Genomic DNA, 26,358 nt, shown 5'->3' with positions numbered 1-26,358 from the left:
CCTAGGCGAGGACGTCGAGTCCGACGCTGCGGACGGTGGACGGACGGGTGGTGACCGGCGTGGCGGCGGCGGGGCGCGCCTCCAGGCCGGTGTCGGGCCGGGCCGCGCCCGGCGCGGGCCGGTCGTCGCGGGAGCCGGGGTGGTTCTGCGAGGACAGGTCGAGGGTCGTCGCGACCCCCGCGCCGGCGTCGCGGCGCAGGTCCGGTAGGACCTGGCGGACCGCCTCGCGGCCCGCGTCCGAGGCGGCGAACAGCTCGACGTGCATGCCGTGCGCGGTGACGAGCGCGCGGACCGTCACCGGGCCGAGCGCGTCGGGCTGCACCTGCACGGTGACGACGTGCTCGCCGTGACCGGCGTGCGCGAGCGTGAAGAGCGGGCGGACGAGCTGCTGGGCGAGCGGCGCGGGTGCCGCTGCCGGCGCGGGTGCTGCCGGAGCGGCCGGCGCCGCGGCCGTCGTGGCGGGGACGACGAACGGCGTCTCGCCGCCGCGCGGGGCGGCGACGGCCGGGAGGCCCGGATCACCCTGGCCGGACGAGCGCGCGTCCGTCCCGTGGCCGGCCCGTTGGTCGGCGGTGCCGCCCGCGGGGAGGGTCGCGACGATCGGCGCGGCCGGCCCGACCGCGGTGGTCGCGGCCGTCGTGGTCGCGGCCGTCGTGGTGCCGGCCGTCGTGGTGCCGGCCGTCGGGCTCGGGACAGTCGTCGGCGCGGCGGCCGCGACGGGGGTGCCCGCCGGAGCGGCGGGTGCGGCGGGTGCGCCGGGGGTCGCGGCAGCGGGTGTCCCGGGGGTCGCGGCAGCGGGTGTCCCGGGGGTGCCGTCGGCGGAGGCTCCCGCGGCCGCGGCCGCGGGGGTCCCCGTGGTGGTCGAACCGGTCGCGACGGCGCCGGGGTCTGCGGCGGTGCCGGAGGCTCCGGCGTGCGGGCCCGGTGCAGCCGGTGTGGTCGGGTGACCGGAGCGCGCCGGAGCGGTCGTCACGGATGCGGACTCCGGGCCGGCAGTGGCAGTACCGGTTGCCGGGGTCGACGCGATGCCGGGCACCGGGAGTGCGGGCTGCGCCGACGCGGACGCCGACGCCGACGCTGCGGATGCGTCCGTCGCTGTGGCAGCCGCGGCGCGAGGCGACGCACCGACCGCGGCGGCCGGTGTGCCGAGACCAGCGGGTGCGGTGGCGGTTCCTGCCGCGGGCCCCGCCGTCGTCGGCGTCGTCGCTGCCGCCGACAGCGCCGCCGACGGTGCCGACACGGGCTGTGCCGTCACGGCCGAGGCGGACGGCGTGGTGGTGGCGGGGCTCGTCGAGCCGGCGTCCGTCCCGGCGCCGGTGTCCGGGCTCGTACGCTCCGTCGTCGACGTCGGCTTCGACGACGGCTTCGACGACGAGCCGGTCCCGCCGTCCGGGTGTCCCTCGGCCGAGCGACCGGCCCGGGCCAGCGCTGCCCCGAACGGGACGGCCGAGTCGGCGACGCCGGACGGACCGCGTGCGGCACGCTGCCCGAGCAGACCGGCACCCACCGCGGGTCCGCCGGTGGGCAGGCCGGTCGTCGCGGGGCTCATGCCGCACTCCCCGAGCGCATCATCGACAGCAGGGCCGCCGTCTGCAGGTCCGCCGAGCCGGCACCGCCGACCGCGCGCGCAGCCGGAGTCGCCGCGCTCGCCGCCGGGGCGTCCGACGGCACGATGCGGCGGATGGTCGCGATGTCCGAGTCCTTGTACCAGTTGTCCACGATGCGGACGTCCTTCCCGGGTCGTGGCGCGTGCAGCACCTTGCCGTCGCCGAGGTAGATGACGATGTGCTGCTCGCCCTTCGGCACGATCAGGTCGCCGGGCTTCGCGTCCTTCAGCGAGCCCACCGGCACGCCCATGTCGGCCTGGTCCGGGACGACGCGCGGCATCGTGACGCCGAGGTCCTTGAACACCGTCTGCACGAGTCCCGAGCAGTCCATGCCCGACCGGGTGGTGCCGCCGAACACGTACGGCACGCCGAGGTACTTCTTCGCGTCGGCGACCACGTCGGCACCCGTTGCTCCGCTGCCGGTGGCGATCGAGCCGCGCCCGGCGTCGACCGACGTCGCGGGCGACGCCGCCCCGGCATCCGCAGCGGCCGCCGTCCCGGATGCCGAGCCCGTGGCGGTCGCGAGGGCGTCGGCGAACGCGGTGGACGACGCGGCGGAACCGGTGGTGCTCGCGGCGCCACCGGTCGCGGTGGTCGCGTCGGCGCGCAGGGCGTCGATCCGCGACCGGATCTCGTCGATGCGGGAGAGCACGGCGTCGACGCTCATCGGGCACCACCTTCCGTGCGGCTCCGCGCCGCGATCTCGTCGAGGGCGGCCTGCTCGGTGCGCAGGTCGGCGGCCGTCTCCTCGCGGTCGTGCTGGTCCTCGAGCTTCTCGAGGCCGAGCGCGGCCCGGCGGGCGGCGTTGTAGGCGGTCTGGGCGGCGTCGGCGTCCGCGCGTCGGGTCTTCGCGACGGCGTCGAGCTCCTCGAGCATCCCGCGCGTCGAGGCCCGGGCAGCGGCGACCGCGCTCAGGGTGGCGGCGTCGCGGACGACCGTCGAGCCCTCGGCGTCGGCCAGGGTGCGGCGCGCGGCGAACCGGGCGTCGGCGGCGTCGCGCACCCGGTCGTTCGCGGCGGCGAGCTCGGCCGCGGCGCGGTCCTGCTCGGCGTGCCGCAGCCGCAGGAGTCCGGCCAGGGGGAAGCGGCGGGCCATCAGCGCACCCCTCCCGCCGGGACGAGCGTCGCGACGAGGCGGTCGAGCGCGTGCCACGACGCCTCGGCCGTCGCGCGCTCGTCCATGCCCTGCTGCAGGAACGCGTCGATCGCGCCCTGGTGGTCCACCGCGGCGTCGACGAGCGGGTTCGTGCCGCGCTGGTACGCGCCGACGTCGAGCAGGTCCTGCGCGTTCCGCCGTGCGGCCATCACGGTGCGCAGGGTCGTCGCCGCGGCACGCTGCCCGGGGGAGGTGACCTTCGACGCGACGCGCGACACCGAGCCGAGCGCGTCGACGGACGGGAAGTGTCCGGTGACCGCGAGCTTCCGGTCGAGCACGACGTGGCCGTCCAGGATGCTCCGGGCGCTGTCGGCGATCGGCTCGTTGTGGTCGTCGCCGTCGACGAGCACCGTGTACAGACCCGTGATGCTGCCGACACGGTCGGTGCCGGCACGTTCGAGCAGCCCGGCGAGCACCGAGAACGTCGACGGCGGGTAGCCCCGGGTGGCCGGCGGCTCCCCCACCGACAGCCCGATCTCGCGCTGGGCCATCGCCACGCGGGTCAGGGAGTCCATCATGAGCACGACGTCCTGGCCGGCGTCGCGGAACGACTCGGCGATCCGGGTCGCGACGAACGCGGCCCGGAGGCGCATGAGCGCGGGCTCGTCCGAGGTGGACACGACGACGATCGAGCGGGCGAGGCCCTCGGGTCCGAGGTCGTCCTCCAGGAACTCCCGCACCTCGCGCCCGCGTTCGCCGACGAGCGCGATGACGTTGACGGCAGCGTCGCTCCCCCGCGCGACCATCGACAGCAGCGAGGACTTGCCGACGCCGGAGCCGGCGAACAGGCCCATGCGCTGCCCGCGGCCGACCGTGGTCAGGGTGTCGAGCACGCGGACGCCGAGCTGCATCGGGGTGTCGATCCGGGTGCGGGCCATCGCGTTCGGCGTGGCGTGGTCGAGCGGCACCCAGGCGTCGGCGGCGAGCGGTCCGCGGCCGTCGATCGGTCGCCCGAGCCCGTCGAGCACCCGGCCGAACAGCCCGGTGCCGGTCGGCACGAGCACGGGACGCCCGGTCGGTCGTGCCGGGGTCCCCGCGGTCACGCCGACGAGACGCCCGAGGGGCATGCAGCGCACACCGTCCGCGTCGGTCGCGACGACCTCGACGGCGGTCTGCGGGCCCCCCTCGGTGCCGACGGTCACGACGTCGCCGATCCGGGCGTCGAGCCCTGCGATCGTCAGGCCGAGTCCGACCGCGCTCGTCACGGTGCCGACGCGCTGCGGTGCCGCCGCGGCGAGGGCGTCGTCGAGGCCGCGCGGGCGCAGCAGGGTCGCGGTCACCGGGACGTCTCCGTCGGTGCGGCGGCCGGTCGGGTCGGCGCGCCGAGCGCCGAGCGGGCCCGGTCGAGCGCGGCGTCGATCCGTGCGTCGAGCAGACCGTGCGGCAGGTCGACGACGGCGTCGCCGTCGCGCAGCGCCGGGTCGCCGACGACCGGGACCGGCAGGTCCAGGCCCGCGACGCGGGCGGCGTCGGCCGGGCTGACACGGACGGCCAGTGCGATCGTGCGGTCGACCGAGGCGAGCGCACGTCGGACCGTCGCCTCCGCGCCGGTGGTGGGTCGCGCCTCCCGGCCGGACTGCCGGGTCGCGTCGGACGCGCCCTGCTCCTCCTGACGGGAGGCGCGGACCACGTCCCCGACGACGGCCTCGGCCAGCTCCAGCGCGGCCGCGACGACCGACTCCTCGGCGTCGGCGAGGACGGGTGCGACGTGCGACAGGAGCGCGTTCGTCGCGGCGTCGAGCACCTGGACCCGGCGCGCGGTGTCGGCCTGCAGGGCCGCGAGCCGGGCGGCGTGCTCGGCCTCGAGCCGGGCGCGCAGTGCGTCGGTGTCGGCCTGCGCCGCGCGCAGTCCGGCCGTGTAGCCGGCCGCGTGGCCGCGGACGTCTGCGGCGGCGGACCGGTCGCGGGTCGCGGTGCCGCCGAGGGCGGGGAACGCGATGCGCTGGACGACGGGGTCAGTCAACGAGCTCGTCCTCCTCGGCGCGGTGCACCGTGATGACGCCCTGCGCCTCGAGTTCGCGCACGGAGCGGACGACCTCGGCGCGGGCCTCCTCGACCTGCGAGACGCGGACCGGGCCCATGGCCTGCAGCTCGTCGTCGAGCAGCGAGCGGTTGCGCTCCGACACGTTCGCGCGGATCGTCTCGACGACGGGGCCGGGCGCGCCCTTCATCGCGGTCGCGAGGAGCTTCGAGTCGATGCCGCGCAGCACCTGCTGGATGTCGCGGGACTCGAGCTTGACGATGTCGGCGAAGGTGAGCATGCGGGAGCGGATGTCCTCGGCGAGCTCGGGGTCGCGCGCCTCGAGGCCCTCGAGCACGGCCTTCTCGGTCGCGACGTCGGCACGGTTGATGATGTCGACGAGGGGCGCGATGCCCCCGACGACCTCGATGCTCTCGCGCGGGGACACGACGGCCCCGGCGCGCTGCCGGAGGACCCCGGCGACGATGCCGACCGCCTCGGGCGTGGCGCTGCCCATCGTGGCGAAGGCCTGCGCCACGTCGGTGCGGGCGCGCTCGTCGACCCCGGCGAGCACGGCGCTCGCCTGCGCGGGCTTGAGGTGGGCGAGCACGAGGGCGATGGTCTGCGGCAGTTCGCCCTCGAGCAGCGAGACGACCTGGCCGGGCTCGGCGTCGTCGAGGAACTCGAAGGACTGTCCGGCCAGGTTCGAGGCCAGGCGGTCCATCACGCCCGCCGCGCGCTCGGAGCCGAACGACGCCTCGAGGAGCCCGAGCGCCGCGTCCTTGCCGCCGCGCTTCTGCACCCGACCGCGCTGGGTCATCCGGTGGAACTCGGTCATCGTGCGGTCCACCACGGCGTCGTCGACGCGGCGCATCCGGACGATCTCGGCGGAGATCTCCTCGGCCTCGAGCTCGGTGAACTGCTTCATCACCTCGGCGGCGCGCTCGGTCTCCATCTGCATGAGGATGAGCGCGACCTTCTGCGCGCCGCTCAGCGCGCGGTCGGCCGTTCCCCCGGCGGCGGGGGCCGGGACGAGCGCGCTCACACCGACGCCCGGTCGTCGAGGAGACCGCGCAGGAGGTCCGCGGTGCGCTTGGGGTCGCGCTCGGCCAGCGCGGCGATGTCCTGCCGCCGGCGCTCGGCGCTGATCTCGTCCGTGGTGAGCACCTCGGTCGGGGCGTCGTCGTGCGGGATCGCGGGCAGGGCGACGGTCGGCGCGTCCGCGGCACCGAGCGGGGTGCGCTCGGCGTCGTCGAGGGCCAGCGGCAGCTCGAAGGTCTCCCCGGCGAAGGCGTCGAGCTCGCCGACGTCCACCGCCTCGCGCTCCTGGCGACGGCCGCGACGTGCGAGCACGATCGCGAGCACGATGGCCGCCGCGATCACGGCGAGGACGATGCCGGCGGTGCGGATCGCCGACCACGTGCTGGCCTGCTGGTCGGCCTGCTCCTGCTCCTTCAACGCCTTCGCGGCGTCGTCGGCGGCACTGCGGTCGAAGTCCATCATGGCGACGCGGACCTGGTCGCCCCGGACGTTGTCCACCCCGGCCGCCGCGGCGACGAGGTCGTTGATGCTCTGCAGGTTGGCGTTCTTCACGGCGTCGGCGCGGGAGTTCAGCGCGACCGAGATGGTCTGCCGCTGGACCCCGCCGGCCGGGATCTGCGTGGTCTCGGTGGTGTGGTCGACGGCGTTGTTCTTCGTCGCCGACTCGTTCTTGTAGCCGCCGTCGCCGTTCGCGCCCGTGCCGTTCGGGACGGCGATGTTGTCCGGCCCGAGGACGCCCGTCGCACCGGCGCCGCCGGCACCGGAGCCCGCGCCGTACTGCTCGGTCGTGCTCGACTCGTTCAGCGCGATCGGACCCGTCGTCGGGTTCGTGTAGCTCTCCTGCGTCCGGGTGCCGGACTGCTGGTTCATCGTCGCGGCGACCACCACGCTGGCGTTCCCGGCGCCGAGGGTCGTGTCGAGCAGGTCCTGGATCTTCTTGCTCGTCGTCGCGTCGTAGTCGGCGGCCTGGTCCGCGCCGCTGCCGGTCGCGCCGGTGCCAACGGCGGACAGGGTCTGCCCCTTCGAGTCGACGACCGAGACGTCGGTGGGCTGCATGCCCTCGACCGCGGCGCTCGTCAGGTGCACGATCGACTGCACCTGGTCGGTGCTGAGCTGCTTGCCGTTCTGGGTCGCCACGAACACCGAGGCGGTCGGGTCCTTCTCCTCGGCGGTGAAGACGGTCTTCTTCGGGATCGCGAGCTGCACGGTGGCGGCCTTCACGCCGTCCATCGACGAGATCGTCTTCGCGAGCTCGCCCTCGATCGCCCGCTTGTAGGTGACGTCCTGCTGGAACTCGGAGCTCGTCACGCCCATCTTGTCGAGCAGCGAGTAGCCGCCCTCGTTCGACGACGGCAGGCCGTTCGACGCCGCCTTGAGCCGCTCCGAGTACACCTGCGACTGCGGCACGAGGATCGTCGCGCCACCGTCGGTGAGCTGGTACGGCACGCCGTCGGTGTTCAGCTGGTCGGTGATCGAGCTCGCGTCGGCGGCGGCGAGCCCGGTGAACAGCGGCGCGTAGGACGCCTTGCCGAGGAAGCTCGCGAGGGCGATGCCCCCGAGCACGACGGCCGCGATGCCGATGATCGCGATGGTGCGCTGCGCGGCCGAGAAGCCCTTGACGTAGGCGACCAGGCGGCCGAGCGTGTTCCGGACGGCGGTGGGCATCAGGCCTGCATCCTCATGATCTCGTTGAAGGCGTCGACGCCCTTGTTGCGGACGGCGGCGACGAGCTCGAGCGTGACCTGCGCGCGGGTGGCGGCGATCGTGGCGTCGTGGATGTCGTCGAGGTTGCCGGTCACGGCCTTGAGGGCGAGGGTCTTCGACGTGTCCTGCAGCTGCTGCAGGCCGTCGACGGCGTTCGTCATGCTCGCGCCGAAGCCGTCACCGGTCGCGCCGGTGGTCGTTGCGGTGCCAGTCGCGCCGGATGCGCCGGTCGCGCCGGTGACGTCGGTCATCGAGGGGAACGCGCGGGTCATCGCGTTCGTGGTCACACCGTTCACGGCGTCGATGGGCATCAGTTCTTCCCGATCTGCAGGGCCGCCTCGTAGGCGGTCTTCGCCCGGTCGACGACGGCGGCGTTCGCCTGGTAGCCGCGCTGGGCCATGATGAGGTCCGCCATCTGCGTCCCGAGGTCGATGTCCGGCATCCGGACGTAGCCCTCGGCGTTCGCGAGCGGGTTGTCCGGGTCGTACGTCACGCGGCCGGCGGCGCTGCCGAACGCGGCGCCCTTGACGTAGGCGCCCGACGTGCCGGCACCCTCCTGCACCTCGACGTAGCGGGCCTGGAAGGCGGAGTCGTCCATCGACCGCACGGTGTTCGCGTTCGCGATGTTGTCCGAGACCGCGTCGAGCCACTTCCGGTGCACGGTGAGGCCGGTGCTCGCGATGCCGATCGCGTCGAAGGTCGTCACGAGTTCGTCCGCATCGCCGCGCGCACGCTCGTGAGCTCGCTGTTCATCGCCTGCGTGGCGAACTGGTAGCGCAGCACCGTGTCGACGTTGGAGAGGGTCTCCTGGTCGAGGTTGACGTTGTTGCCGTTCGTGTTCGTCGGCTCGAGGCTGCGCGAGGTGGTCGCCTCGGCGTGGCCGTCACCGTGCACGATCGACTGCGCGAGGGTGTCCTCGAACCGGACCTTCTCGGCGTGGTAGTTCGGCGTGTTGATGTTCGCGATGTTGTTCGCGATGGTGCGCTGGCGCAGGGAGAGGCCGTCGAGGGCACTCTGCAGCGCGACGCTCGTCACGGAATCGAACACGGGGCCGTCCTCGTGGGGCGCGACGTCCGGGGACGCCGACGGGTGGCTGTGGCCGATCCGTGGCCGAGGGGTGAGCGATCCGTGCTCGCGGGGGTCTGTCGGCCCCGGGGGTGGGGGCGTAAGCGGCTGCCCCGAACGGGGGTCGGGTGCGGGGGTGCCCGACCGTCAGGCGGACGCGTCGAGGTACACCGACCCGCGCGGCTCGCGCGTCGCGTCGACCGCCCGCAGCGCACCGAGGTGTTCCAGGGTCTGCCGCCGCTCCGCCTCGAGGGTCGCCATCCGGTCCCGCTGCGCGGCGAGCAGCCGGGAGGCGCGGCCCACCAGGTCGCGCGGCAGCGGTCCCAGCCCGGTCGGCTCGGTCCAGGTGGTGGTCGCCTCCGCGGTCAGGTCGCGTTCGAGCGTGTCGAGCACCGCCGCCCAGGCGTCACGGCCGGTGTCTGCGGTCGTGGGGTCAGGCGACACCGAGGGCACCGCCGATCGCCGTCACCGGGGTCGCGGTGGGCAGGGCCGCGGCGGCCTCGTGCCACGACTGGCGGAGGGGCTCGAGGATCCGGATGCAGTCCCGCGTCGCCTGGACGTCCCGGTGCACGTTCGCGGTGATGAGCGAGGTCGAGGCGTAGTTGTAGATCGCGAGCAGTCCCTCGCCCCCGTCCCACACGTCGATCCGGAGCGTCGAGGACAGTTCGCCGACGATCGCCTGCGCGTGCAGGAGCTGCTCACGTGCGGCGTCCCAGTCGGCGGTGGTCTGTGCGGCCTCGGCACGGTGCAGGTCGAGCAGCAGCCGGTCGTACAGCATCGTGACGAGCTGCGCCGGCGTCGCCGACAGGACCGCCTCGTTCGTGTACTGGGCGCGGCGCTGGTCGGTGACCGTCCGCGGCTGGGCGGCCTGGCGGAAAGCGGCGGACTGGAGGTCGAAGGCGTTCATGGGTCTTCCCGTCAACTCGTCGGCGTCGAGGCGAGGTGGCTGGCGATGTAGCTCGACTGCGACTGGAGCTTGCTGAGGCTGGTCTCGAGGGCCGCGTACTGCGCCTGCAGGGTCGCGCGGCGCTGCGTCAGGCGGTCGGTCCAGCTGTCGATCTGGGTGGTGAGGTCCTTCGCGACGGACTGCTGTCCGGTGATCGACGTCGTGATGGAACCGGTGTACTTGTCCGAGGCGGACGTCGCGGCGGCGCCGACGTTGGTCGCGACGCCGGACAGGATCGCCTGCGTGCCCTCCGGGTCCGCGGCGAGGGCCTTCTGGAACGCCGCGGCGTCGAAGGTGAAGTCACCGTTCTTGGTGATGACGATGCCGATCGACGACGGCGACTTCCCGTTCACCGGGGCCGACATCGTGCTCGTCAGGCGCTGCACGGCGTCGCGGGTGGTCGCGTCGCCGGTGAGGACACCCGCCGTGGTGCTCGTGGTGCCCGTCGTCGGGCTCGTCGTGCTCGTGACCGCGGTGTTCGACCCGTAGTAGGCCGTGATCGCGTTGAGCGCGTCGACCAGACCGGACGCGACCGCCTGGGCCTTCGATGTGTCCTGCCCGATCGTCACCGTGACCGGGTCGGTCGTGGCCTGCGAGACCGTGACGTCGACGCCCGGGAGCAGGTCGGTGAAGGTGTTCGTCGCACTCGTGACCGTCTGCGCTGCGGCCGTGCCGGCCCAGAGCGTGACGGAGGCATCGCGGGCCGCCGTGACGACGGCCGCGCCGGTCGCCGACAGCACGTTCGGCGCGGTGCCGGCCGTGACCTGGTCGCCGCTGCCCGCGAACACCTGGAAGGCTCCGGCGGCGCCGGTCTTCGTCGCGGTGAACTGCAGGCGGTAGAGCTTGGTGCCGTCGGTGTCGGTGCCCGCTGCGACCTTCGTCGCGGAGACCCCGGCGCCGGCCTTGTTGATCGCGCTGACGGCGTCGTCGAGCGATCCCGAGGTCGGCGTGACGGTGGTCTGCTTGCCGTCGGACCCGACGATCGTGATCGGCGCGGCCTGGGCGTCCCACGTCGACATCGCCCGGGTGACACCGACCTGCGCCGCGGCGGTCTGCCCGACCGTGAAGCTGACGGAGCCCGCCGTCGCCGCGGCGCCGGTCGCGACCGAGACGCTCGTCGCCGAGCTCTTCGCCGTGAACACGTCGAGCGAACTCGGCTTCGCGGCGTCGGAGGCCTTGGTGGCCAGGGTCTGCACGAGACCGTTGATCGTCTGCAGCGACGAGACGAACGCGTTGGTGTCGGTGAGCTTGCTCTTGAGCAGCGTCTGCGGGACCTGCTCGATCGACATGAGCGAGTTGATGAGGTCCGAGGTCTTGAGACCGCTGACCAGACCGTCGATGGCGAGGCTGCTCGCCGAGGACACGGACGACATCGAGGGCTCCCTGCCGTCGGGGTCGGGTGGTGGGAGGGTGACGCCGCCACCCGGGGGCTCGAACTCCCCCGGGTGACGGCGTCAGGGGTGCTAGCGCAGGAGCGAGAGCACGCCCTGCGTGCTCTGGTTCGCCTGCGCGAGCATCGAGGTGCCGGCCTGGCTCAGGATGTTGTCGCGCGTGTACTTGACCATCTCCTGTGCCATGTCGACGTCGGTGATGCGGGACTGCGCCGCGGTGAGGTTCTCCTTGGCCACGTTCGTCACGTTGATGGCGTGGTCGAAGCGGTTCTGGATCGCACCGAGGTTCGAACGAGCAGCCGACACGGCAGCGATCTGCGTGTCGATCAGCTTGATCGCGTCCTGCGCGTGCTGGGCGGTGTCGAACTGCACACCCACCTGCGACGTCGCGCTGGCGGTGCCGTTGGTCAGACCAGCACTCGTGGTGGTGCCGCTGACCGTCCCACCGCTGAGCGACGAGACGACGATGCCCTTGCCCGCACCGTTGTCGTCCTTGACGACCGAGACGCTGAAGTTGGCCGAGAAGTTCGCGTCCTTCGACAGTGCGTCCGCGTACTCCTGGACGCTGTCCCAGCCGGCGGTGGTGCCGCTGGCAGACGAGAGGGTCCCCGTGGTGACCGTCTTCGCGGTGGTCGAGCCATCGGCGTTCGTCTGGTTGAGCGTGAACGATGCCGTCGTGCCGAGGGTCGCCAGGGCTGCGTCGAAGGACGTGCCAGCGTTCTGCACCGATCCGGTGGTCAGCTTCGTCGCGATCGCCGCCACGTTCGCACCGGAGAGGTCGACCGAGATCTGGCTTCCCTTGTCACCGTTCGCGCCGACCTGGAACTTCAGCGAGTTGTTGCTGCCGTCGAGCAGGTTGATCCCGTTGAAGTTGGTCGACGAGGAGATACGGGTCAGTTCCTGCTGGAGCTGCCCGACCTCGGTCTTGATGGCGTCTCGCGACGTGCCGTTGTTCGAGTCGTTGCCCGCCTGGACGGCCAGGTCACGCATGCGCTGGAGGATCGAGTGGGTCTCGGTGAGCCCACCTTCAGCGGTCTGCACGACGGAGATGCCGTCCTGTGCGTTGCGGGCGGCGACCGTGAGGCCACCGACCTGCGACTTGAGTCCCTCGGAGATCGTCAGACCGGAAGCGTCGTCGGCAGCGCGGTTGATGCGGAGACCCGTCGAGAGCTTCTCGAGGGACTTCGACAGGTCGTTCTGCGTCGAGTTCAGGTTCCGGTACGTGTTGAGTGCCGAGAGGTTGGTGTTGATGGACAAACCCATGGTGGTTTCCTCCGTGAATCCTTGGGTGGTGGTGTCTGCCCGTCCATGGGCTGACACGGGTGACTCTCGGCAGGTGCGCCGAGGTCGTTAGCGCCCGACGAGATTTCCTCGTCGAGAAGTCTTGAGCGGCGCGAGCCGGAGCGAGACTCGAGCGGTGCGAGCCGCAGGCCTAGCCCGCCGCCACGGCCGTCGGCACCGCGACCTCGTGCACCGCACGCGCGACCCCGGCACTCGCGTTCGCCGCGACCCGCGCCAGGTACGCGCTCCGTCGCGCCGCCGTCGTCCGCGAGGCCGGCTCGACCGCGGTCCCGTCGCCGTAGTGCTCGGCGAGCCCGTCGCGGAGCAGCCGCATCGCCTCGGAGCGCTGCTGCGACACGGCCGAGTGCGTGATGCCGAGCTCGGCGGCGACCTCGGTCACCGTGCGGTCGCCGAAGTACACGTTCTCGACCACGTACCGCATCCGCTCGGGCAGCGCGGCGACCGCGGCCCGGAGGTAGCGGCGCTTCTCGGCCGCGAGCAGGTCCTCGCCCGGCAGCGGCTGGTCGGCGGCGAGGGTGTCGTGCACCGTCTCGTCGATCGGACCGACCGTGCGGGCGGCGTCGCTCATGGCGCCGGCCGCGGTCTGCCGGTCGACACCCATCGCGTCGGCGATCTCCTGCACGCCGACGCTCCGGCCGAGTCGGGCGGACAGCGCCTCCTGCGTGGCGAGGGTCTCGCGGATCCGCTTCCGGGTGCCGCGCGACGCCCAGTCGGCGGAACGCATGTCGTCGGCGAGGGCGCCCGCGATCCGGGTGCGGGCGTACGCACCGAAGGGCACACCGAGCTCGGGGTCGAACGCCTCGGCCGCGGCGACGAGGGCCAGCGACCCGACGGCGGCGAGGTCGTCACGGTCCAGGTGGGTGGCGCGGGAACGGACGTCGGCGACGATGTAGCCGACGAGCGGCAGGTGCTCCACGATCATCGCGTTGCGTGCGTTCCGGTCCATGTTCCATCCCCTGGTCGACCTGCGTGACTGACCCGTCCCTGGGCACGACGGACGACGGCCTGCGGAGGGCCGTGGTGTACGCCGAAGAGCCGCCTGGATCCGTCCGGGCGGTGCCCGCATCCCTGCGATGCGGTGCGGGGTCTGTCCCCCGCGTGCCGTTCGAATGTATCGGCTGTGAAACCCGTGAGCGCTGTCAGGATCGACCCCAGTGCGGGGGTGCATCGGGGGTTCCCCGGTCGGCATTTCTGGGGACCCAGGGCGGGGAACGGTCGTTCTTGTCCCCCAGCACGGGTACGGACGGGAGGCGCGGCGTGCTTCCCTGACGGATTCTCGCGTCCGTCGGTGCTTACGCCGCGTCCCGCTGCGTCGATAGTCGTCGGTGTCCACCGGAAGGCGGACCGACCGACCCGAACGAACCCCGACCGACCCGTCCCCCGGGAGGAGCTGATGAGCGTGAACGACCTGTCCGCCGTCCTCTGGCGCGAGCGTGAACTGCTCGAACTGCTCACCTTCAAGCTCGAGGAGGAGCAGCTCCTGCTCGCCGCCGGGCGCTCCCGCTGGGTCTCGCACGCCAGCCGCGAGGTCGAGCAGGTCCTCGAGCGCCTCCGCAGCACCGGCCTCGAGCGTGCCGCGTCGAGCGCTGCCGTCGCCGAGGAGTGGGGCGTGCCCTCCGAGGCACCGCTGCGCGACGTCGTCGCCGCCGCACCCGCCGGTCCGTGGGGTGAGATCCTCGCCGCCCACCTCACCGCGATGATGGAGCTCACGACGCAGATCGGCGCCCTCCGCGACGAGAACGACCGCTTCCTCCGCACCGCCGCCCAGGCGACCGAGGAGACCCTCGCCGGGTCGGTCACCTCCGCGGCCACGTACGACGCCTCCGGCTCGTCGGGGGCCACCGGCTCCGACGGCGCCCGCCTGTTCGAGGGGACCCTGTAGCACCGTGGTGAGCACCTTCGGATCCCTCGCGACCGCGTACTCCGGCCTGACCGCTGCGCGCACCGGCATCGACGTCACCGGGCAGAACATCGCCAACGCCGGCACCGCCGGCTACACCCGGCAGCGGGTCACGCAGTCGTCGATCCCCACCGTCCAGACCGGCTTCGTGCACGGCACCGCGGCCCTCGCCGGTCAGGGCGTCTCGGTCGACGGCATCGCACGGCTCGGCTCCCTGACGCTGGACGCGGGGCTCCGCGTCGCGACGGGCTCCTCGACGTGGGCGAGGACCCGCGCCACCGCACTGTCCGACCTCGAGGACGGGCTGCACGAACCGGGCAAGGACGGTCTGTCCGCCAAGCTCGACGCCTTCTGGTCCTCGTGGAGCGGCCTCGCCGCCCACCCGGACGACCCCGGCGCCGCGTCCTCGGTGATCGCGTCCGCGTCGACCGTCGCCGGCGCCCTCGCCTCCGGGTCCCGCGCCGTCGACGCACAGTGGACCACCGTCCGGGCCACCGCCGCGACGCAGGTCGGCCAGCTCAACGACGCTGCCGCGCAGGTCGCCGACCTCAACGGCCGGATCCGCTCGACCCTCGCCTCCGGCGGGAGCGCGAACGAGCTGATGGACCAGCGCGACCAGCTCACCCAGCAGATCGCCGGGCTCGCCGGCGGGACCGTGCGGGCGCACGCCGACGGCACGGTCGACGTGCTCCTCGACGGCAACGCCCTCGTGCAGGGCACCGACGCCCGCACCGTGCAGCTCGCCGGTGCCGACCGCATGGCCGACGGCCACCCCGTGACCCTGCAGTGGGCCGGTGCCGAGCCGCGCGACGTCGCCCTCGGCGGCGGGTCGATCGGCGGCGCACTGTCACTGCTGGCCCCCGCGTCGTCCGGCACCGGCGGTGCCCTGGCCGAGGCCGCGGCGTCCTACGACGCGGTCGCGACCGCCCTGGCGACGACCGTCAACGCGGCACACGCCCGTGGCACGACGCCCACCGGCACCACCGGTGCACCGTTCTTCGCCCTCGCGGCGGGGACGCCCGCGGCCCAGGGCCTGTCGGTCGTCCCCGTGGACGGGTCCGGCCTGGCGACGCGGAACGCGGCGAACCAGCTCGACGACTCGTTCGCCGACGCGCTCTCGCGACTCGGCACGGTCGCCGGAGGTGCGGACAGCACCTGGGCGGGCTTCGTGGCGGGGGTGGGCAGCGCCTCCAGGACGGCGACGTCGGAATCGACGCTGACCGGCCTCGCACTCACCAGCGCACGGACCCAGCAGCAGTCGGGTGCCGGCGTCGACCTCGACGAGGAGAACGTGAACCTGCTGAGCTACCAGCACGCGTACCAGGGCGCGGCGCGCGTCCTGACCGCGGTCGACGAGATGCTCGACACCCTCATCAACCGCGTCGGACTCGTCGGGAGGGGCTGACCGTGATCACCCGTGTGACCACCCAAATGTCGATGGCGGCCGCCGGCGAGCGGCTGCAGGCGAACGCGGCCCGCGTCGCCGAGGCGACCCAGCGCGCCACCACGCTCAAGGCGATCGCCCGCCCGTCGGACGACCCGGTCGGCACCGGCTCGGCGATGCAGGTCCGCAAGGAGCAGGCCGCCGCGGCGCAGTACGCCCGCAACGCGGACGACGCCGTCGGCTGGCTCGCGACGACCGACAGCACCCTGACCGGGGCCTACTCGGTGCTCGGCAAGGTGCGCGACCTCACCGTGCAGGCCGCGAACTCCGGCACGATGGGCACCACCGAGCGCGACGCGTTCATCACCGAGCTCCGCGGCCTGAAGACCGACCTCGAGGCCGCCGCGAACACCACGTACGGCACCCGGTCGGTGTTCGCCGGCTCCTCCACCGACGCTGCCGCGTACACGCCCGGCACCGGCTTCGCGACCGCCACCACGGCCGTGCAGCGCCGCGTCGGCGACGGCTCCACGATCCGGGTGGACACCCCCGGCGCCGCGGCCTTCGGCTCCGGTGACACCTCGGCGTTCGCCGTGATCGACCGCATCGTGTCCGACCTGCAGGCCGGCGTGAACGTCAACCCGCGGCTGAACGACGTCGACGGTGCGATCGACGCCGTGCGCGCGACCCAGGCCGACGTCGGCGTCCGCCACGCCGCGGCGCTCACCGCCCAGGACACGCTGAAGTCGACGTCCGTGTCGCTCGAGAACCGCCGTTCCGGCATCGAGGACCTCGACCTCGCCGGCGCCGTCCTCGACCTCCAGGTGCAGCAGACCACCTACCAGGCAGCCCTCGCCGTCACCGCGAAGGTCCTGCAGCCGACCCTGATGGACTACCTCCGATGAGCATCGACCTGACCTTCCCCGTGCCCCCGTTCGGCCTGTCCCCCGCGCCGGTGTTCTCGCTCGTGCCGGTCGACGGCGTCGAGGGGCTCTTCGCGCTCACCGGCGAGGACGCCCGGCTGTTCGTGCTCGACGCCGCGGTGCACCTGCCCGACTACGCGCCCGAGCTGTCCGACGAGCAGGCCGCCACGATCGGGCTGACCGACCCTGCTGAGGCGATGCTGCTCGTCGTGGCGAACCCCGGCGCGGAGCCGACGACCGTCAACCTGCTCGCGCCCGTGGTGGTCAACGCCCGGACGGCCGTGGGGGCGCAGTTCATCCTCGAGGACCAGGACCTGCCGCTGCGCGCGGAGCTCGCCCGGCGCTGAGGTGCCGGGCCGGGCGGGGACGCCCGGGCTGCGGGTCGCCGCTGGTGATCGACACCGCCGCTGTCGTTCGACGTCGGCAATGTCGCATCATGCGCACGCACCGGTTCCGGGCGCGAACAAGCGTCACTGCCGCTGTCGTCCGACGTCGACGATGTCGCAACACGCGCACGTATGCGTCCCACCCACGAAGAAGCGTCATCACCGCTGACGTCCGACGTCGACGACGTCGCCTCCGGCACGCGCGGCGTTCCTCCACAGCCGGGAGGCGCGGCTCACCATCCACAGGTCGGCCCTCTTCCGCCAGTCCCTCGGCCCGACCGCGACAAGCTGCCGGCATGCACGAACGAGTCCTCTCAGTACCGCTCATCCGGACGAGCGGGTTCCCGCCCGCGGAACGCCGCAGCCTGCAGCGCCAGGTCCGACGCGGCACCCTGGTCGCGGTGCGGCCGGGAGCGCTGGTCGACCCGGCGGACGTGGCCGGGCTGCGTCCCGAGGAGCAGCACCTGTTGCTCGTCCGGGCGACGGCACCGCGGATCGTGCCACCCCTCGTGCTGTCGGACCGGTCCGCGGCGGCTGCTCACGGGCTGCCGTTCGTCGGCCCGACGCCGGACCGTGTCGAGGTCCGCGACCCGCGACGGTCTCGGACGGAGACCACCGCGCGGCTCCGCGTCCGGCCGGCGAGGCAGCGGACAAGCACCGGCACCGACCGGTGGTCCGGGACGCCCCCGTTCCGACCGGCCGACTTCGCCGGGGTCGTCGTCGAACCACTCGTCGACGTGCTCGTCGAGGTCGCTTCCACCGAACCGCTGCTCAGCGCGCTGCCGATGATCGACGCAGCGCTGCACGATCGGCGCATCCTGCCCGAGATGCTGGTCGACGAACTGCGCTCGGCCGACTGGAAGGGGCACGCGAAGGTCGCGGCGGCGGTCGAGATGGGGTCGGCGGCGTCCGGGTCGCCGGCGGAGTCCGTGTGCCGGGTGCGGTTCCGGCAGCTCGGGCTGGCGCAGCCCGTCCAGCAACACCGCTTCGTCCGGCCCGGGCACCGCGACGCGGTCGTCGACTTCTGGTTCCCCGACCACGGGGTCGTCGTGGAGGTCGACGGACGCGCGAAGTACGAGGACGATGCGATGCTCGCCGGGCGTTCGACCGCCGAGGCGCACTGGCAGGAGAAGCAGCGTGAGGACTTCGTCCGTTCCTTCGCAGCGGTCCGTCGGGTCGTCCGGGTCACCTGGGCGGACCTGATGGACCCCGAACGACTGCGGGCGGCGTTGGTCCGGGCAGGGTTGCCGTGCCGATGAGTACCGAGCAGACATCCGGGCCGACGCCGACGCCCGTGACCGCCCCCGCACGCGCAGCCGCTCCCGCTCCGGCCCCCGGCGAGAGCGCACGCAGGGGGACGCTCCCGGGCGTCGCTCCCACCCGGTCCGGGTACGGTCGGCCGCATGGCTCGACAGCAGAAGAACGAGGCGATCGTGCCGATGCCGCCCGCAGCGGTCCGCGCCGGTGGCCCGGACGACCAGGACGGACGCCGCGTGCAGGAGCAGCAGACGGGCTGGGTCAAGATGCTCGACCGCGTCATCGCCGTCCAGCGGCCGGTCGTCGTCGCGCACGTGAACGCGATCCGTCGGCGCCACCCGGACGCCGACCCGCAGCAGGTCGTCCAGATCCTCGAACGGCAGTACCTGACAGCCGTGACGACCGGCGGTGCAGCCGTGGGCGCGAGTGCGGTGATCCCGGGTGTCGGGATGGTCGCAGCCCTCGGGCTCAGCGGCGCCGAGACGGTGGGCTTCCTCGAGGCGACGGCACTGTTCGCCCAGTCGGTGACCGAGGTCCACGGCATCGCGCTCGACGACCCGGAGCGGTCGCGCACGCTCGTCATGGCGTTGATCCTCGGCTCGCCCGGGACGCAGCTCATCAAGCAGCTCGCGGGCCAGGCTGCCGGTGGTCAGGCGCGGACGGCCTTCTGGGGCGAGATGGTCACCTCGACGCTGCCGAAGCAGGTCGTGAACGGCATCGGCGGCAAGGTGCGCGACCAGTTCATCAAGCGTTTCGCCGCACGTCAGGGGGCATCGGTCCTCGGCCGTGCACTCCCCTTCGGGATCGGCGCAGCGGTGGGTGGCCTCGGCAACCACGCCCTCGGGCGGAAGGTGATCCAGGCGTCGCGCGAGGGGTTCGGCCTGCCGCCGCGCCACTTCACCATCGTGCTCGACGCGAAACCGGTGTCGGACCGCAAGGCGAAGAAGGCGCTCGACGGCGGGAAGGCCTCGGAACCGAAGCAGCGCGGACGCTCGCGGCGCCGCGGTCGGGACCAGGACGAGGACCTCTGGGGCGACACCCCGGACCGGGACGATCCCGCCCTGCGCTGACCCCGGCGGTCGGGGGCGTCAGCGACGCGCAGCCTCGACCACCCCGACCCGGTGGTGCCGCGCGCCGCCGACGCGCCTCAGCGCCGCCGGACCGGCGTCGTCACGACCTGGCCCGCGTGTGCGAACCCGCCACCGAAACCGAACAGCAGCGCCGGCACGCCCTCGGGCAGTTCACCACGCGACCACGCCTTCGAGAGCCCGAGCGGGACACTCGCCGCCGAGGTGTTGCCCGACTCGACGACGTCCCGCACGACGTACTTCGACTCGCCCCCGAGCGCCGCCGCGAGCGGTTCGATGATCCGCAGGTTCGCCTGGTGGAACGCGAAGACCTCGATGTCGTCGAGGGTCAGCCCGGCAGCCTCCACGACGGCGCGCGCATGCCCCTCGGCCTCGGTGATCGCCCACCGGTAGATCGACCGCCCCTGCTGCGTGAAGTACTCCGGGTCGCGCGTGACGAGCACGGCCTCGTTGAGGTGCGGCACGCTCCCCCACGACACGGGCCCGATCTCGGCGGTGTCGGATGCACCGAGGACCGCTGCTCCGGCGCCGTCGCCGACGAGGACACAGGTCGAGCGGTCGGACCAGTCGGCGATGCTCGAGAGCGTCTCCGAGCCGATCACCAGCGCGGTGTCGGACGCACCGACGCGGATCGACTGGTCGGCCAGTGCCATCGCGTACTCGAACCCGCTGCACGCGGTGTTGATGTCGATCGGCGCGGGACCGTTCGCCATGCCGAGCGCGGCGGCGACACGTCCGGCGGTGTACGGCGACCGCTCGCGGTGCGTGGTCGAGGCGACGATGACGAGGCCGATGTCCGACGGCTGGAGCCCGGCGTCGGCGATGGCGTTGCGGCCGGCCTCGATGGCCATCGACACGACCGAATCGTCCGGCCCGGCGATGTGCCGGGTCTTGATCCCGGTCCGGGTGGTGATCCACTCGTCGTTCGTGTCGACCATGGTCGACAGTTCGTCGTTGGTGAGGACGCGCGAGGGCTGGTGGTGCCCGAACCCGAGGATCCGGCTGCCACGGAGAGCTGGGGTGTTCATCCGCGGCACGCTACTCCTGTCGACCGGCGCCACATGCCCAGCGCGGCATGCGCGTCGGGTGCTGGTGCCAGATCAGGCGCGGCAGGAGTGGCAAGCGCCGGGTGCGCGACAGACGCGGCGGGCGCCGAGTGCGCGGCAGTCGCGGAACGCACCGCGTGCACGGCAGGAGCGGCGGCCGCCTTGTGGACGGCACGAACGGCGTCCGCGGCCCGCCCACCAACACCCGCGTCACTCCCGCGCCGCCGCCGTCGCCCGGTCGTTGGCCCGCTTGATCGCCTCGACGAGCTCGTCCTTCGTCATCGACGAACGTCCGTGCACGTCGAGTCGTCGCGCCACGTCCAGGAGGTGCGCCTTGGTGGCGTTCGCGTCCACCCCGCCCTCGGTCGTCCCGGACCCGCGCGTCCCCTCGGCGCCGGAGTCGGACGGACCGCGGTGGTCCTTCTCCTCCCAGTGGTCACCGACCTTCTCGTACTCGTGCTTCACCGCGGCGAAAGCCGTGCGGTGGGCGCGTTCGCCGGGGCCGTAGGTCTCGTTCGCCGAGTCGAGCGTCTTCTCGAAGATCTCCTGCGCGTGCTCGGGCGAACGTCGCAGGGTGCTCGGGATCTCGTCCTTCGCGGGCATCGTCGTTCCTCTCGTCGATCGGTGCTCCCCTCGTACACCCCGCACCTGGCGACACCGACGGAACGCCCCGGCGCACCCCGCCGGGTACTCCCAGGGCCTGGCTCCCCCAGCCCACGCCGCGTAGACCGGCCCCATGGACTACACACACCTCGGTCGGACAGGGTTGTCGGTGTCCCGAGCAGTGCTCGGCACCATGAACTTCGGCCCGGAGACCAGCGAGGACGACTCGCACGCGATCATGGACCGAGCCCACGAGCTCGGCGTGAACTTCTTCGACACCGCCAACGGCTACGGTGGCTCGGTGGGCAAGGGCACCACCGAGGAGATCATCGGCCGCTGGTTCGCGAAGGGCGGCGGTCGTCGCGAGACGACCGTCCTCGCGACGAAGGTCTACGGCGAGATGATCGACTGGCCGAACGGCGGCAAGCTCTCGGCGTACAACATCCGGCAGTCGCTCGACGCCAGCCTCCGGCGCCTGCAGACCGACCACGTCGACCTGTACCAGATGCACCACGTCGACCGGGACACGCCCTGGGACGAGATCTGGCAGGCGATGGAGCTCGCCGTACAGCAGGGCAAGGTGCTCTACGTCGGCTCGTCCAACTTCGCCGGCTGGCACATCGCCCAGGCGCAGGAGGCAGCCGCGCACCGGAACTTCCTCGGCCTGGTCAGCGAGCAGTCGATCTACAACCTCGTCGTCCGCGACGTCGAACGCGAGGTCCTGCCCGCCGCCCGCCACTACGGCCTCGGGGTGATCCCGTGGTCACCGCTCCAGGGCGGGCTGCTCGGCGGCATCATCGAGAAGACCGAGCAGGGCTCGCGTCGACTGTCGGGCCGGAGCGCCGAGTACGTCGAGGGACACCGGGACCAGCTGACGGCCTACGAGGCGCTCGCGAAGGACCTCGGCCACACCCCGGGCGAACTCGCCCTCGCGTGGCTCCTCCACCAGCCCGGCGTCACGGCGCCGATCACCGGCCCCCGCACGATGGAGCAGTGGGAGTCGGCGGTCCGCGCGACGGACGTACGCCTGGACGACGCGACGCTGGCGCGCCTCGACGAGCTGTTCCCCGGCCACCGCACCTCGCCCGAGGACTACGCCTGGTGAGCTGACCAGCGGCGGCCGACCGGCGCAGTCCTGCGCCGCCGGCCCACCCGACGCCGCTGTCGCGGCCACGGACGGGAGGCGCGGTGCGGGTCGCTCCGACCCGCTCCGCGCGACCTCACCCGCACACGACGAAGGGCCCCGCGCCGTGCGCGGAGCCCTTCGTCCCGACCAGCCCGACCCTGCGGGCGCTGCCGGCCGGCCGGACCTACCGGACCGAGACCGGGGTCTTGTCCGACTCCTCGTAGAGGACGTAGCCCTCTTCGCCGTGCACCGCGGTGTCGATGCCGGCGACCTCGTCCTCGGTCTTCACACGGAAGCCGATGGTCTTCTCGATGGCGAACCCGATGACCAGCGCGAGGACGAACGAGTACGCGCCGACCGCACCGGCCGCTGCCGCCTGCTTGCCGAGCTGGACGAACGAGCTTGAGTAGATGAGCCCGGTCGTGTTGGCGAAGATGCCGAGGTAGAGCGTGCCGAACACGCCGCCGACCAGGTGGACGCCAACCACGTCGAGCGAGTCGTCGAAGCCGAGCTTGTACTTGAGGTCGATCGCGAAGCAGCAGACCACGCCGGCGAGGAAGCCGAGCAGGATGCCCCAGCCCGGGGTGAGGTTGGCGCAGGCCGGGGTGATCGCGACGAGACCGGCGACGGCACCCGAGGCGGCGCCGACCGAGGTGGCCTTGCCGTCCTTGATCTTCTCGATGAGCAGCCAGCCGAGGACCGCGGCAGCGGGGGCGGCGAGCGTGTTCACCCAGGCGAGGGCTGCGGTGCTGTTCGCGGCACCGGCCGAACCGGCGTTGAAGCCGAACCAGCCGAACCACAGGATCGCGGCGCCCAGGAGGACGAAGGGCGGGTTGTGCGGCTTGTGCGCGCCCTTGGCGAAGCCGACGCGCTTGCCGAGCACCAGGGCGAGCGCGAGACCCGCGGCACCGGCGTTGATGTGCACTGCGGTGCCACCGGCGAAGTCGATGACGCCCCACGTCGCTGCCCAGCCCGAGGTGAGGTTGAAGACCCAGGAGGCGACGGGGAAGTAGACGACCGTGACCCAGATGCCGGCGAAGACCATCCAGGCGCCGAACTTCGCGCGGTCCGCGATGGCACCGGAGATGAGGGCGACGGTGATGATCGCGAACGTGGCCTGGAACCCGACGAACGCCAGGTCCGGGTACGTGGCGGCGAGCTTCGTGGCCTGCGACTGCTCGAACGCCTGGCCGAGACCGATCTGGTTCCAGTCGATGCTGAAGAAGCCGACGATGCCGGACACCGCGGTGTGGTCACCGGTGTTCGCGAAGGCGATCGCGTAGCCGTAGAGCACCCAGAGGACGCCGACGAGCGCGATCGCGCCGAACGACATCATCATCATGCTGATGACGGACTTCGCCTTGACGAGACCGCCGTAGAAGAAGGCAAGGCCGGGTGTCATGAACAACACCAGTGCAGCCATGATCATGATGAAGCCGGTTTGGCCCTGATCGAGCATCTGTTCACCTCTCGCGCGAATGCTGTGCGGCTCTCGGTCCGCCTCGGGTGCTCAGAGTCTGGCGACGCGGTGTTTCACGAGGAGGCACGAACTGTTTCGCGGGTGTAACGCCGCGACGCGGCGTGTGAACGTTGTGTTTCGTCGGCCTCCGACGTCGCCGTCAGGAGGCGGGGGAACGGCTGTGCCGTGTCGGACGGGAGGCCCGTGGCGGGCACGTCCACGGGCCTCCCGTCCGGTGCGGGGCCGAGTCCAGGGCGCGCGCCAGCGCGAGGGCGGCGAGCAGCGCGCTCACGCGCGACAGCGCGAGGGCGGCGAACAGCGCGCTCACGCGCGCCAGCGCGAGGGCGGCGAGCAGCGCGCTCGCGCCCGACAGCGCAAGATCGGTCAGCAGTCAGCAGCGCGCGACAGCGCCGTCACTCCGCAGCGCGCGACAGCGCGACGACGCGCGACGCGGCGCGCAGGTACTTCTTGCGGTAGCCCCCGTCGAGCATCGCCTGCGGGTAGACCTGGTCGAGCGGCGTCCCCGAGGCGACGATCCGCACCTGCGCGTCGTACAGCCGGTCGACGAGCGCGACCCACCGCAGGGCGTCGGTCTGGTCGGTGAACGCATGGGCGTCGGTGAGCCCGACGGCATCGAGCCCCTCGACGAGCGCGACGTACTTCGAGGGGTGCACGGTCGCGAGGTGCGCGACCACCGCGCGGAAGTCGTCGAGCGTGGTCGCACCGGCGGGCAGCTCCCCCGCGACGTCGTCCACCACGCGGGCCGACTCGTCGACGGCGCGGCGGCGGTAGTCGAGGCCGTCGATCCGCATCGTCTCGAAGCGGTCCGACATCGCCTGGATCTCGCGGAGGAAGTCCTGCGCCGCGAACCGGCCCTCGCCGAGCGCGCCGGGCGGGGTGTTCGACGTCGCAGCGAAGCGCGTGCCGGTCTCGGCCAGCTCCTTGATGAGCCGGGTCATCACCATCGTGTCGCCCGGGTCGTCCAGCTCGAACTCGTCGATGCAGACGAGCGACGTCCCGCGCAGCAGGTCGACCGTGCCCTGGAACCCGAGCGCCCCGACGAGCGCGGTGTACTCGATGAACGTGCCGAAGGTCTTGCGGGACGGCTCCGCGTGGTAGGCGGCGGCGAGCAGGTGCGTCTTGCCGACACCGAACCCGCCGTCCAGGTAGACGCCCGAGCGTGCAGGTGCCTCGGGGGCCTTCCGACGGCCGAACAACCCGCGCCTCGCGGGCTCCGGGCGAGTGGCGACGAAGGCCTCGACCGCGTCGCGCACGGCGGCCTGCGACGGGTACTCCGGGTCCGGGCGGTAGCTCGCGAAGGACGCGTCGGCGAACTGCGGCGGCGGCACGAGCGCGGCGGCCATCTGCTGCGGCGTCACCTGCGGGTCGCGGTCGACGAGGTGTCCGGGCACGGAGGTCACTGCGGGGGAAGCCAATCGAGGGGCCCTTCGGGAAGCTTGTCGTGCGGTGTCACGTTGCAGGTGGCGGTCGGTACGTCCGCGTACCGTTGCCAGCAGGCACCGAGGTCCGATCCTAGTCTCGGCCCGCCCGACGTCACGCCCTGGAGGTACCCCCGATGACCGCACCGGTCGACCCGTCCGAGAAGTTCGCCGCCTACGCCCACCCGGAGCGCCTGGTGTCGACCGAGTGGCTCCAGGAGCAGCTCGACGCCGGGGTCGGTTCGCCCGACCTGGTTGTCGTCGAGTCCGACGAGGACGTCCTGCTCTACGAGACCGGCCACGTCCCCGGTGCGGTGAAGATCGACTGGCACACCGACCTCAACGACCCGGTGCAGCGCGACTACGTCGACGGCGCCCGGTTCGCCGAGCTCGTCGGCGGCAAGGGCATCGGACGCGACACCACGGTCGTCATCTACGGCGACAAGAACAACTGGTGGGCCGCCTACGCCCTCTGGGTCTTCACGCTGTTCGGCCACGAGGACGTCCGCCTGCTCGACGGCGGCCGCGCCAAGTGGATCGCCGAGGACCGCGCCCTGACGCGGGACCGCACCGAGGTCGCGCCCGTCGAGTACCCCGTGGTCGAGCGCCGCGACGACGAGGTGCGTGCCTTCAAGGAGGACGTGCTCGCCCACCTCGGCAAGCCCCTCATCGACGTCCGGAGCCCCGCCGAGTACGACGGCTCCCGCACGACCGCCCCCGACTACCCGGAGGAGGGCGCCCTCCGCGCCGGCCACGTGCCCACCGCCGTGAACATCCCGTGGGCCACCGCGGCCGCGCCGGACGGCACGTTCAAGACCCGCGAGGAGCTCGACGCCGTGTACCGCGACGGTGCCGGCATCGGCGACGCCGACGAAGTCGTCGCGTACTGCCGCATCGGCGAGCGGTCGAGCCACACCTGGTTCGTCCTGCAGCACCTGCTCGGGTACGAGAACGTCCGCAACTACGACGGATCCTGGACCGAGTGGGGCAGCGCCGTCCGCGTGCCGATCGCCGTCGGCAGCGAACCGGGTACCGTTCCCTCCCGATGAGCACCGAACTCCCCCAGTCCCTCGCCGAGATCCGCGACGACTTCCTCGAGCTGACGCAGCAGGACCGCCTCCAGCTGCTCCTCGAGTTCTCCGACGAACTGCCCGCGCTGCCCGCGCGGCTGCAGGGGCACGAGGACGAACTCGAACGCGTCGAGGAGTGCCAGTCCCCCGTGTTCATCACCGTGACGGTCGGTGCCGACGGCGACGAGCCCGACGTCGTCCGCATGCACGCCACCGCGCCGCGCGAGGCACCCACCACCCGGGGCTTCGCCTCGATCCTCGCGCAGGGGCTGTCCGGCCTGACCGCCGAGCAGGTGCTCGCCGTCCCGACCGACTACCCGCTGACCCTCGGGCTGAGCGAGGCGGTCAGCCCGCTGCGCATCCGCGGCATGGTCGGGATGCTCGGCCGGGTGCAGCGGCAGGTGCGCGCGGCGGTCGCCGCCTGACGGCGACCGCCTGATCACGACCCCCTGACGGACGGGAGGCACGGTGCCGGCTGGCACCGTGCCTCCCGTCCGTCAGCCGGT

General features: G+C 72.8%; 28 protein-coding genes. 9 read left to right on the top strand and 19 right to left on the bottom strand.

Translation table 11 applies throughout. The features are described 5' to 3' along the window. Position 1: 1 nt before the first annotated feature. From QOL15_RS07790 to QOL15_RS07720, 15 genes are all read right to left on the bottom strand, one after another. Complete coding sequence (locus QOL15_RS07790; protein WP_071246897.1) at positions 2-1,549, bottom strand: flagellar hook-length control protein FliK; 1,548 nt, start codon at positions 1,547-1,549, stop codon at positions 2-4. Next, complete coding sequence (locus QOL15_RS07785) at positions 1,546-2,274, bottom strand: C40 family peptidase (protein ID WP_071246895.1); 729 nt, start codon at positions 2,272-2,274, stop codon at positions 1,546-1,548. The genes QOL15_RS07790 and QOL15_RS07785 overlap by 4 nt, the downstream gene beginning before the upstream one ends. Then, on the bottom strand, positions 2,271-2,702 hold the full coding sequence (locus QOL15_RS07780) for a flagellar FliJ family protein (protein WP_071246893.1): 432 nt from the start codon (positions 2,700-2,702) through the stop codon (positions 2,271-2,273). Before QOL15_RS07780 ends, QOL15_RS07785 begins: the two co-directional genes overlap by 4 nt. After that, the gene (locus tag QOL15_RS07775; protein WP_071246891.1) at positions 2,702-4,042 is read right to left on the bottom strand and encodes a FliI/YscN family ATPase; all 1,341 of its coding nucleotides are present in this window, start codon (positions 4,040-4,042) and stop codon (positions 2,702-2,704) included. The genes QOL15_RS07780 and QOL15_RS07775 overlap by 1 nt, the downstream gene beginning before the upstream one ends. Beyond that, positions 4,039-4,725 (bottom strand): hypothetical protein, encoded by a 687-nt coding sequence (locus QOL15_RS07770; RefSeq protein ID WP_071246889.1) that lies wholly within the window; start codon positions 4,723-4,725, stop codon positions 4,039-4,041. Before QOL15_RS07770 ends, QOL15_RS07775 begins: the two co-directional genes overlap by 4 nt. Next, positions 4,718-5,767: a flagellar motor switch protein FliG gene (fliG, locus tag QOL15_RS07765; protein ID WP_083230421.1), complete on the bottom strand. Its 1,050-nt coding sequence runs from the start codon at positions 5,765-5,767 to the stop codon at positions 4,718-4,720. The genes QOL15_RS07770 and fliG overlap by 8 nt, the downstream gene beginning before the upstream one ends. Then, on the bottom strand, positions 5,764-7,428 hold the full coding sequence (gene fliF / locus QOL15_RS07760; RefSeq protein WP_065964841.1) for a flagellar basal-body MS-ring/collar protein FliF: 1,665 nt from the start codon (positions 7,426-7,428) through the stop codon (positions 5,764-5,766). The genes fliG and fliF overlap by 4 nt, the downstream gene beginning before the upstream one ends. After that, positions 7,428-7,778: a flagellar hook-basal body complex protein FliE gene (gene fliE / locus QOL15_RS07755; protein ID WP_083393956.1), complete on the bottom strand. Its 351-nt coding sequence runs from the start codon at positions 7,776-7,778 to the stop codon at positions 7,428-7,430. Before fliE ends, fliF begins: the two co-directional genes overlap by 1 nt. Beyond that, the gene (locus QOL15_RS07750; RefSeq protein WP_065964843.1) at positions 7,778-8,173 is read right to left on the bottom strand and encodes a flagellar basal body rod protein FlgC; all 396 of its coding nucleotides are present in this window, start codon (positions 8,171-8,173) and stop codon (positions 7,778-7,780) included. Before QOL15_RS07750 ends, fliE begins: the two co-directional genes overlap by 1 nt. Further along, complete coding sequence (locus QOL15_RS07745; RefSeq protein WP_065964845.1) at positions 8,170-8,514, bottom strand: flagellar basal body protein; 345 nt, start codon at positions 8,512-8,514, stop codon at positions 8,170-8,172. The genes QOL15_RS07750 and QOL15_RS07745 overlap by 4 nt, the downstream gene beginning before the upstream one ends. Positions 8,515-8,679: 165 nt before the next feature. Beyond that, on the bottom strand, positions 8,680-8,976 hold the full coding sequence (locus QOL15_RS07740) for a hypothetical protein (protein ID WP_139197438.1): 297 nt from the start codon (positions 8,974-8,976) through the stop codon (positions 8,680-8,682). Next, entirely contained in the window at positions 8,966-9,439 is a 474-nt protein-coding gene (fliS, locus tag QOL15_RS07735) for a flagellar export chaperone FliS (RefSeq protein ID WP_083393955.1), read from the bottom strand. Before fliS ends, QOL15_RS07740 begins: the two co-directional genes overlap by 11 nt. Before the next feature lie 11 nt (positions 9,440-9,450). Continuing rightward, complete coding sequence (gene fliD, locus QOL15_RS07730; RefSeq protein WP_071246885.1) at positions 9,451-10,851, bottom strand: flagellar filament capping protein FliD; 1,401 nt, start codon at positions 10,849-10,851, stop codon at positions 9,451-9,453. A gap of 90 nt (positions 10,852-10,941) precedes the next feature. Next, entirely contained in the window at positions 10,942-12,132 is a 1,191-nt protein-coding gene (locus tag QOL15_RS07725; RefSeq protein WP_071246884.1) for a flagellin, read from the bottom strand. A 169-nt stretch (positions 12,133-12,301) separates the two neighbouring features. Next, positions 12,302-13,117 carry a sigma-70 family RNA polymerase sigma factor gene (locus QOL15_RS07720; protein ID WP_065963886.1) on the bottom strand — a complete coding sequence of 272 codons (816 nt, stop codon included), beginning with the start codon at positions 13,115-13,117 and terminating at the stop codon, positions 12,302-12,304. Positions 13,118-13,564: 447 nt separating this feature from the next. Here QOL15_RS07720 and QOL15_RS07715 point away from each other — a divergent pair, with 447 nt between their 5' ends. The 6 genes from QOL15_RS07715 to QOL15_RS07690 all read left to right on the top strand — a co-directional run bounded on the left by QOL15_RS07715 (position 13,565) and on the right by QOL15_RS07690 (position 19,091). After that, positions 13,565-14,053, top strand: coding sequence for a flagellar protein FlgN (locus QOL15_RS07715; protein ID WP_065963888.1), 489 nt, complete (start codon positions 13,565-13,567; stop codon positions 14,051-14,053). A gap of 7 nt (positions 14,054-14,060) precedes the next feature. After that, positions 14,061-15,476, top strand: coding sequence for a flagellar hook-associated protein FlgK (flgK, locus tag QOL15_RS07710; RefSeq protein ID WP_071246953.1), 1,416 nt, complete (start codon positions 14,061-14,063; stop codon positions 15,474-15,476). A gap of 2 nt (positions 15,477-15,478) precedes the next feature. Then, positions 15,479-16,360, top strand: a complete 882-nt coding sequence (locus QOL15_RS07705) for a flagellin (RefSeq protein WP_071246883.1) — start codon at positions 15,479-15,481, stop codon at positions 16,358-16,360. Beyond that, entirely contained in the window at positions 16,357-16,725 is a 369-nt protein-coding gene (fliW, locus tag QOL15_RS07700) for a flagellar assembly protein FliW (RefSeq protein WP_071246882.1), read from the top strand. The genes QOL15_RS07705 and fliW overlap by 4 nt, the downstream gene beginning before the upstream one ends. A gap of 335 nt (positions 16,726-17,060) precedes the next feature. Next, positions 17,061-18,023: a hypothetical protein gene (locus QOL15_RS07695; protein WP_071246881.1), complete on the top strand. Its 963-nt coding sequence runs from the start codon at positions 17,061-17,063 to the stop codon at positions 18,021-18,023. 144 nt (positions 18,024-18,167) lie between these two features. Continuing rightward, positions 18,168-19,091 carry a hypothetical protein gene (locus tag QOL15_RS07690; RefSeq protein WP_175473829.1) on the top strand — a complete coding sequence of 308 codons (924 nt, stop codon included), beginning with the start codon at positions 18,168-18,170 and terminating at the stop codon, positions 19,089-19,091. Between the two features lie 77 nt (positions 19,092-19,168). Here QOL15_RS07690 and QOL15_RS07685 read toward each other — a convergent pair whose 3' ends face one another. Both QOL15_RS07685 and QOL15_RS07680 read right to left on the bottom strand, forming a co-directional pair. Further along, positions 19,169-20,137 (bottom strand): beta-ketoacyl-ACP synthase III, encoded by a 969-nt coding sequence (locus QOL15_RS07685; protein ID WP_071246879.1) that lies wholly within the window; start codon positions 20,135-20,137, stop codon positions 19,169-19,171. A 228-nt stretch (positions 20,138-20,365) separates the two neighbouring features. Beyond that, positions 20,366-20,758: a ChaB family protein gene (locus tag QOL15_RS07680; RefSeq protein WP_071246877.1), complete on the bottom strand. Its 393-nt coding sequence runs from the start codon at positions 20,756-20,758 to the stop codon at positions 20,366-20,368. 133 nt (positions 20,759-20,891) lie between these two features. On the opposite strand from QOL15_RS07680, the gene QOL15_RS07675 reads away from it, so the two are divergent. Next, positions 20,892-21,863 (top strand): aldo/keto reductase, encoded by a 972-nt coding sequence (locus tag QOL15_RS07675; RefSeq protein ID WP_071246875.1) that lies wholly within the window; start codon positions 20,892-20,894, stop codon positions 21,861-21,863. Between the two features lie 205 nt (positions 21,864-22,068). Here QOL15_RS07675 and QOL15_RS07670 read toward each other — a convergent pair whose 3' ends face one another. Both QOL15_RS07670 and zapE read right to left on the bottom strand, forming a co-directional pair. Beyond that, a complete protein-coding gene (locus QOL15_RS07670; RefSeq protein ID WP_065963908.1) occupies positions 22,069-23,343 on the bottom strand; it encodes an ammonium transporter in 1,275 nt (424 codons plus the stop codon). Positions 23,344-23,756: 413 nt separating this feature from the next. Next, positions 23,757-24,707 (bottom strand): cell division protein ZapE, encoded by a 951-nt coding sequence (gene zapE, locus QOL15_RS07665; RefSeq protein WP_083393964.1) that lies wholly within the window; start codon positions 24,705-24,707, stop codon positions 23,757-23,759. Between the two features lie 212 nt (positions 24,708-24,919). Here zapE and QOL15_RS07660 point away from each other — a divergent pair, with 212 nt between their 5' ends. Both QOL15_RS07660 and QOL15_RS07655 read left to right on the top strand, forming a co-directional pair. Next, positions 24,920-25,831 (top strand): sulfurtransferase, encoded by a 912-nt coding sequence (locus QOL15_RS07660; RefSeq protein ID WP_065963912.1) that lies wholly within the window; start codon positions 24,920-24,922, stop codon positions 25,829-25,831. After that, positions 25,828-26,277: a SufE family protein gene (locus QOL15_RS07655; protein ID WP_071246871.1), complete on the top strand. Its 450-nt coding sequence runs from the start codon at positions 25,828-25,830 to the stop codon at positions 26,275-26,277. Before QOL15_RS07660 ends, QOL15_RS07655 begins: the two co-directional genes overlap by 4 nt. Positions 26,278-26,358: the final 81 nt, after the last annotated feature.

This window comes from Curtobacterium sp. MCBA15_012 (assembly GCF_001864935.2).
Classification (GTDB): domain Bacteria; phylum Actinomycetota; class Actinomycetes; order Actinomycetales; family Microbacteriaceae; genus Curtobacterium.
The sequence above is the reverse complement of the archived record's forward strand: the minus strand, read 5'-3'. Positions and strand labels throughout refer to the sequence as shown.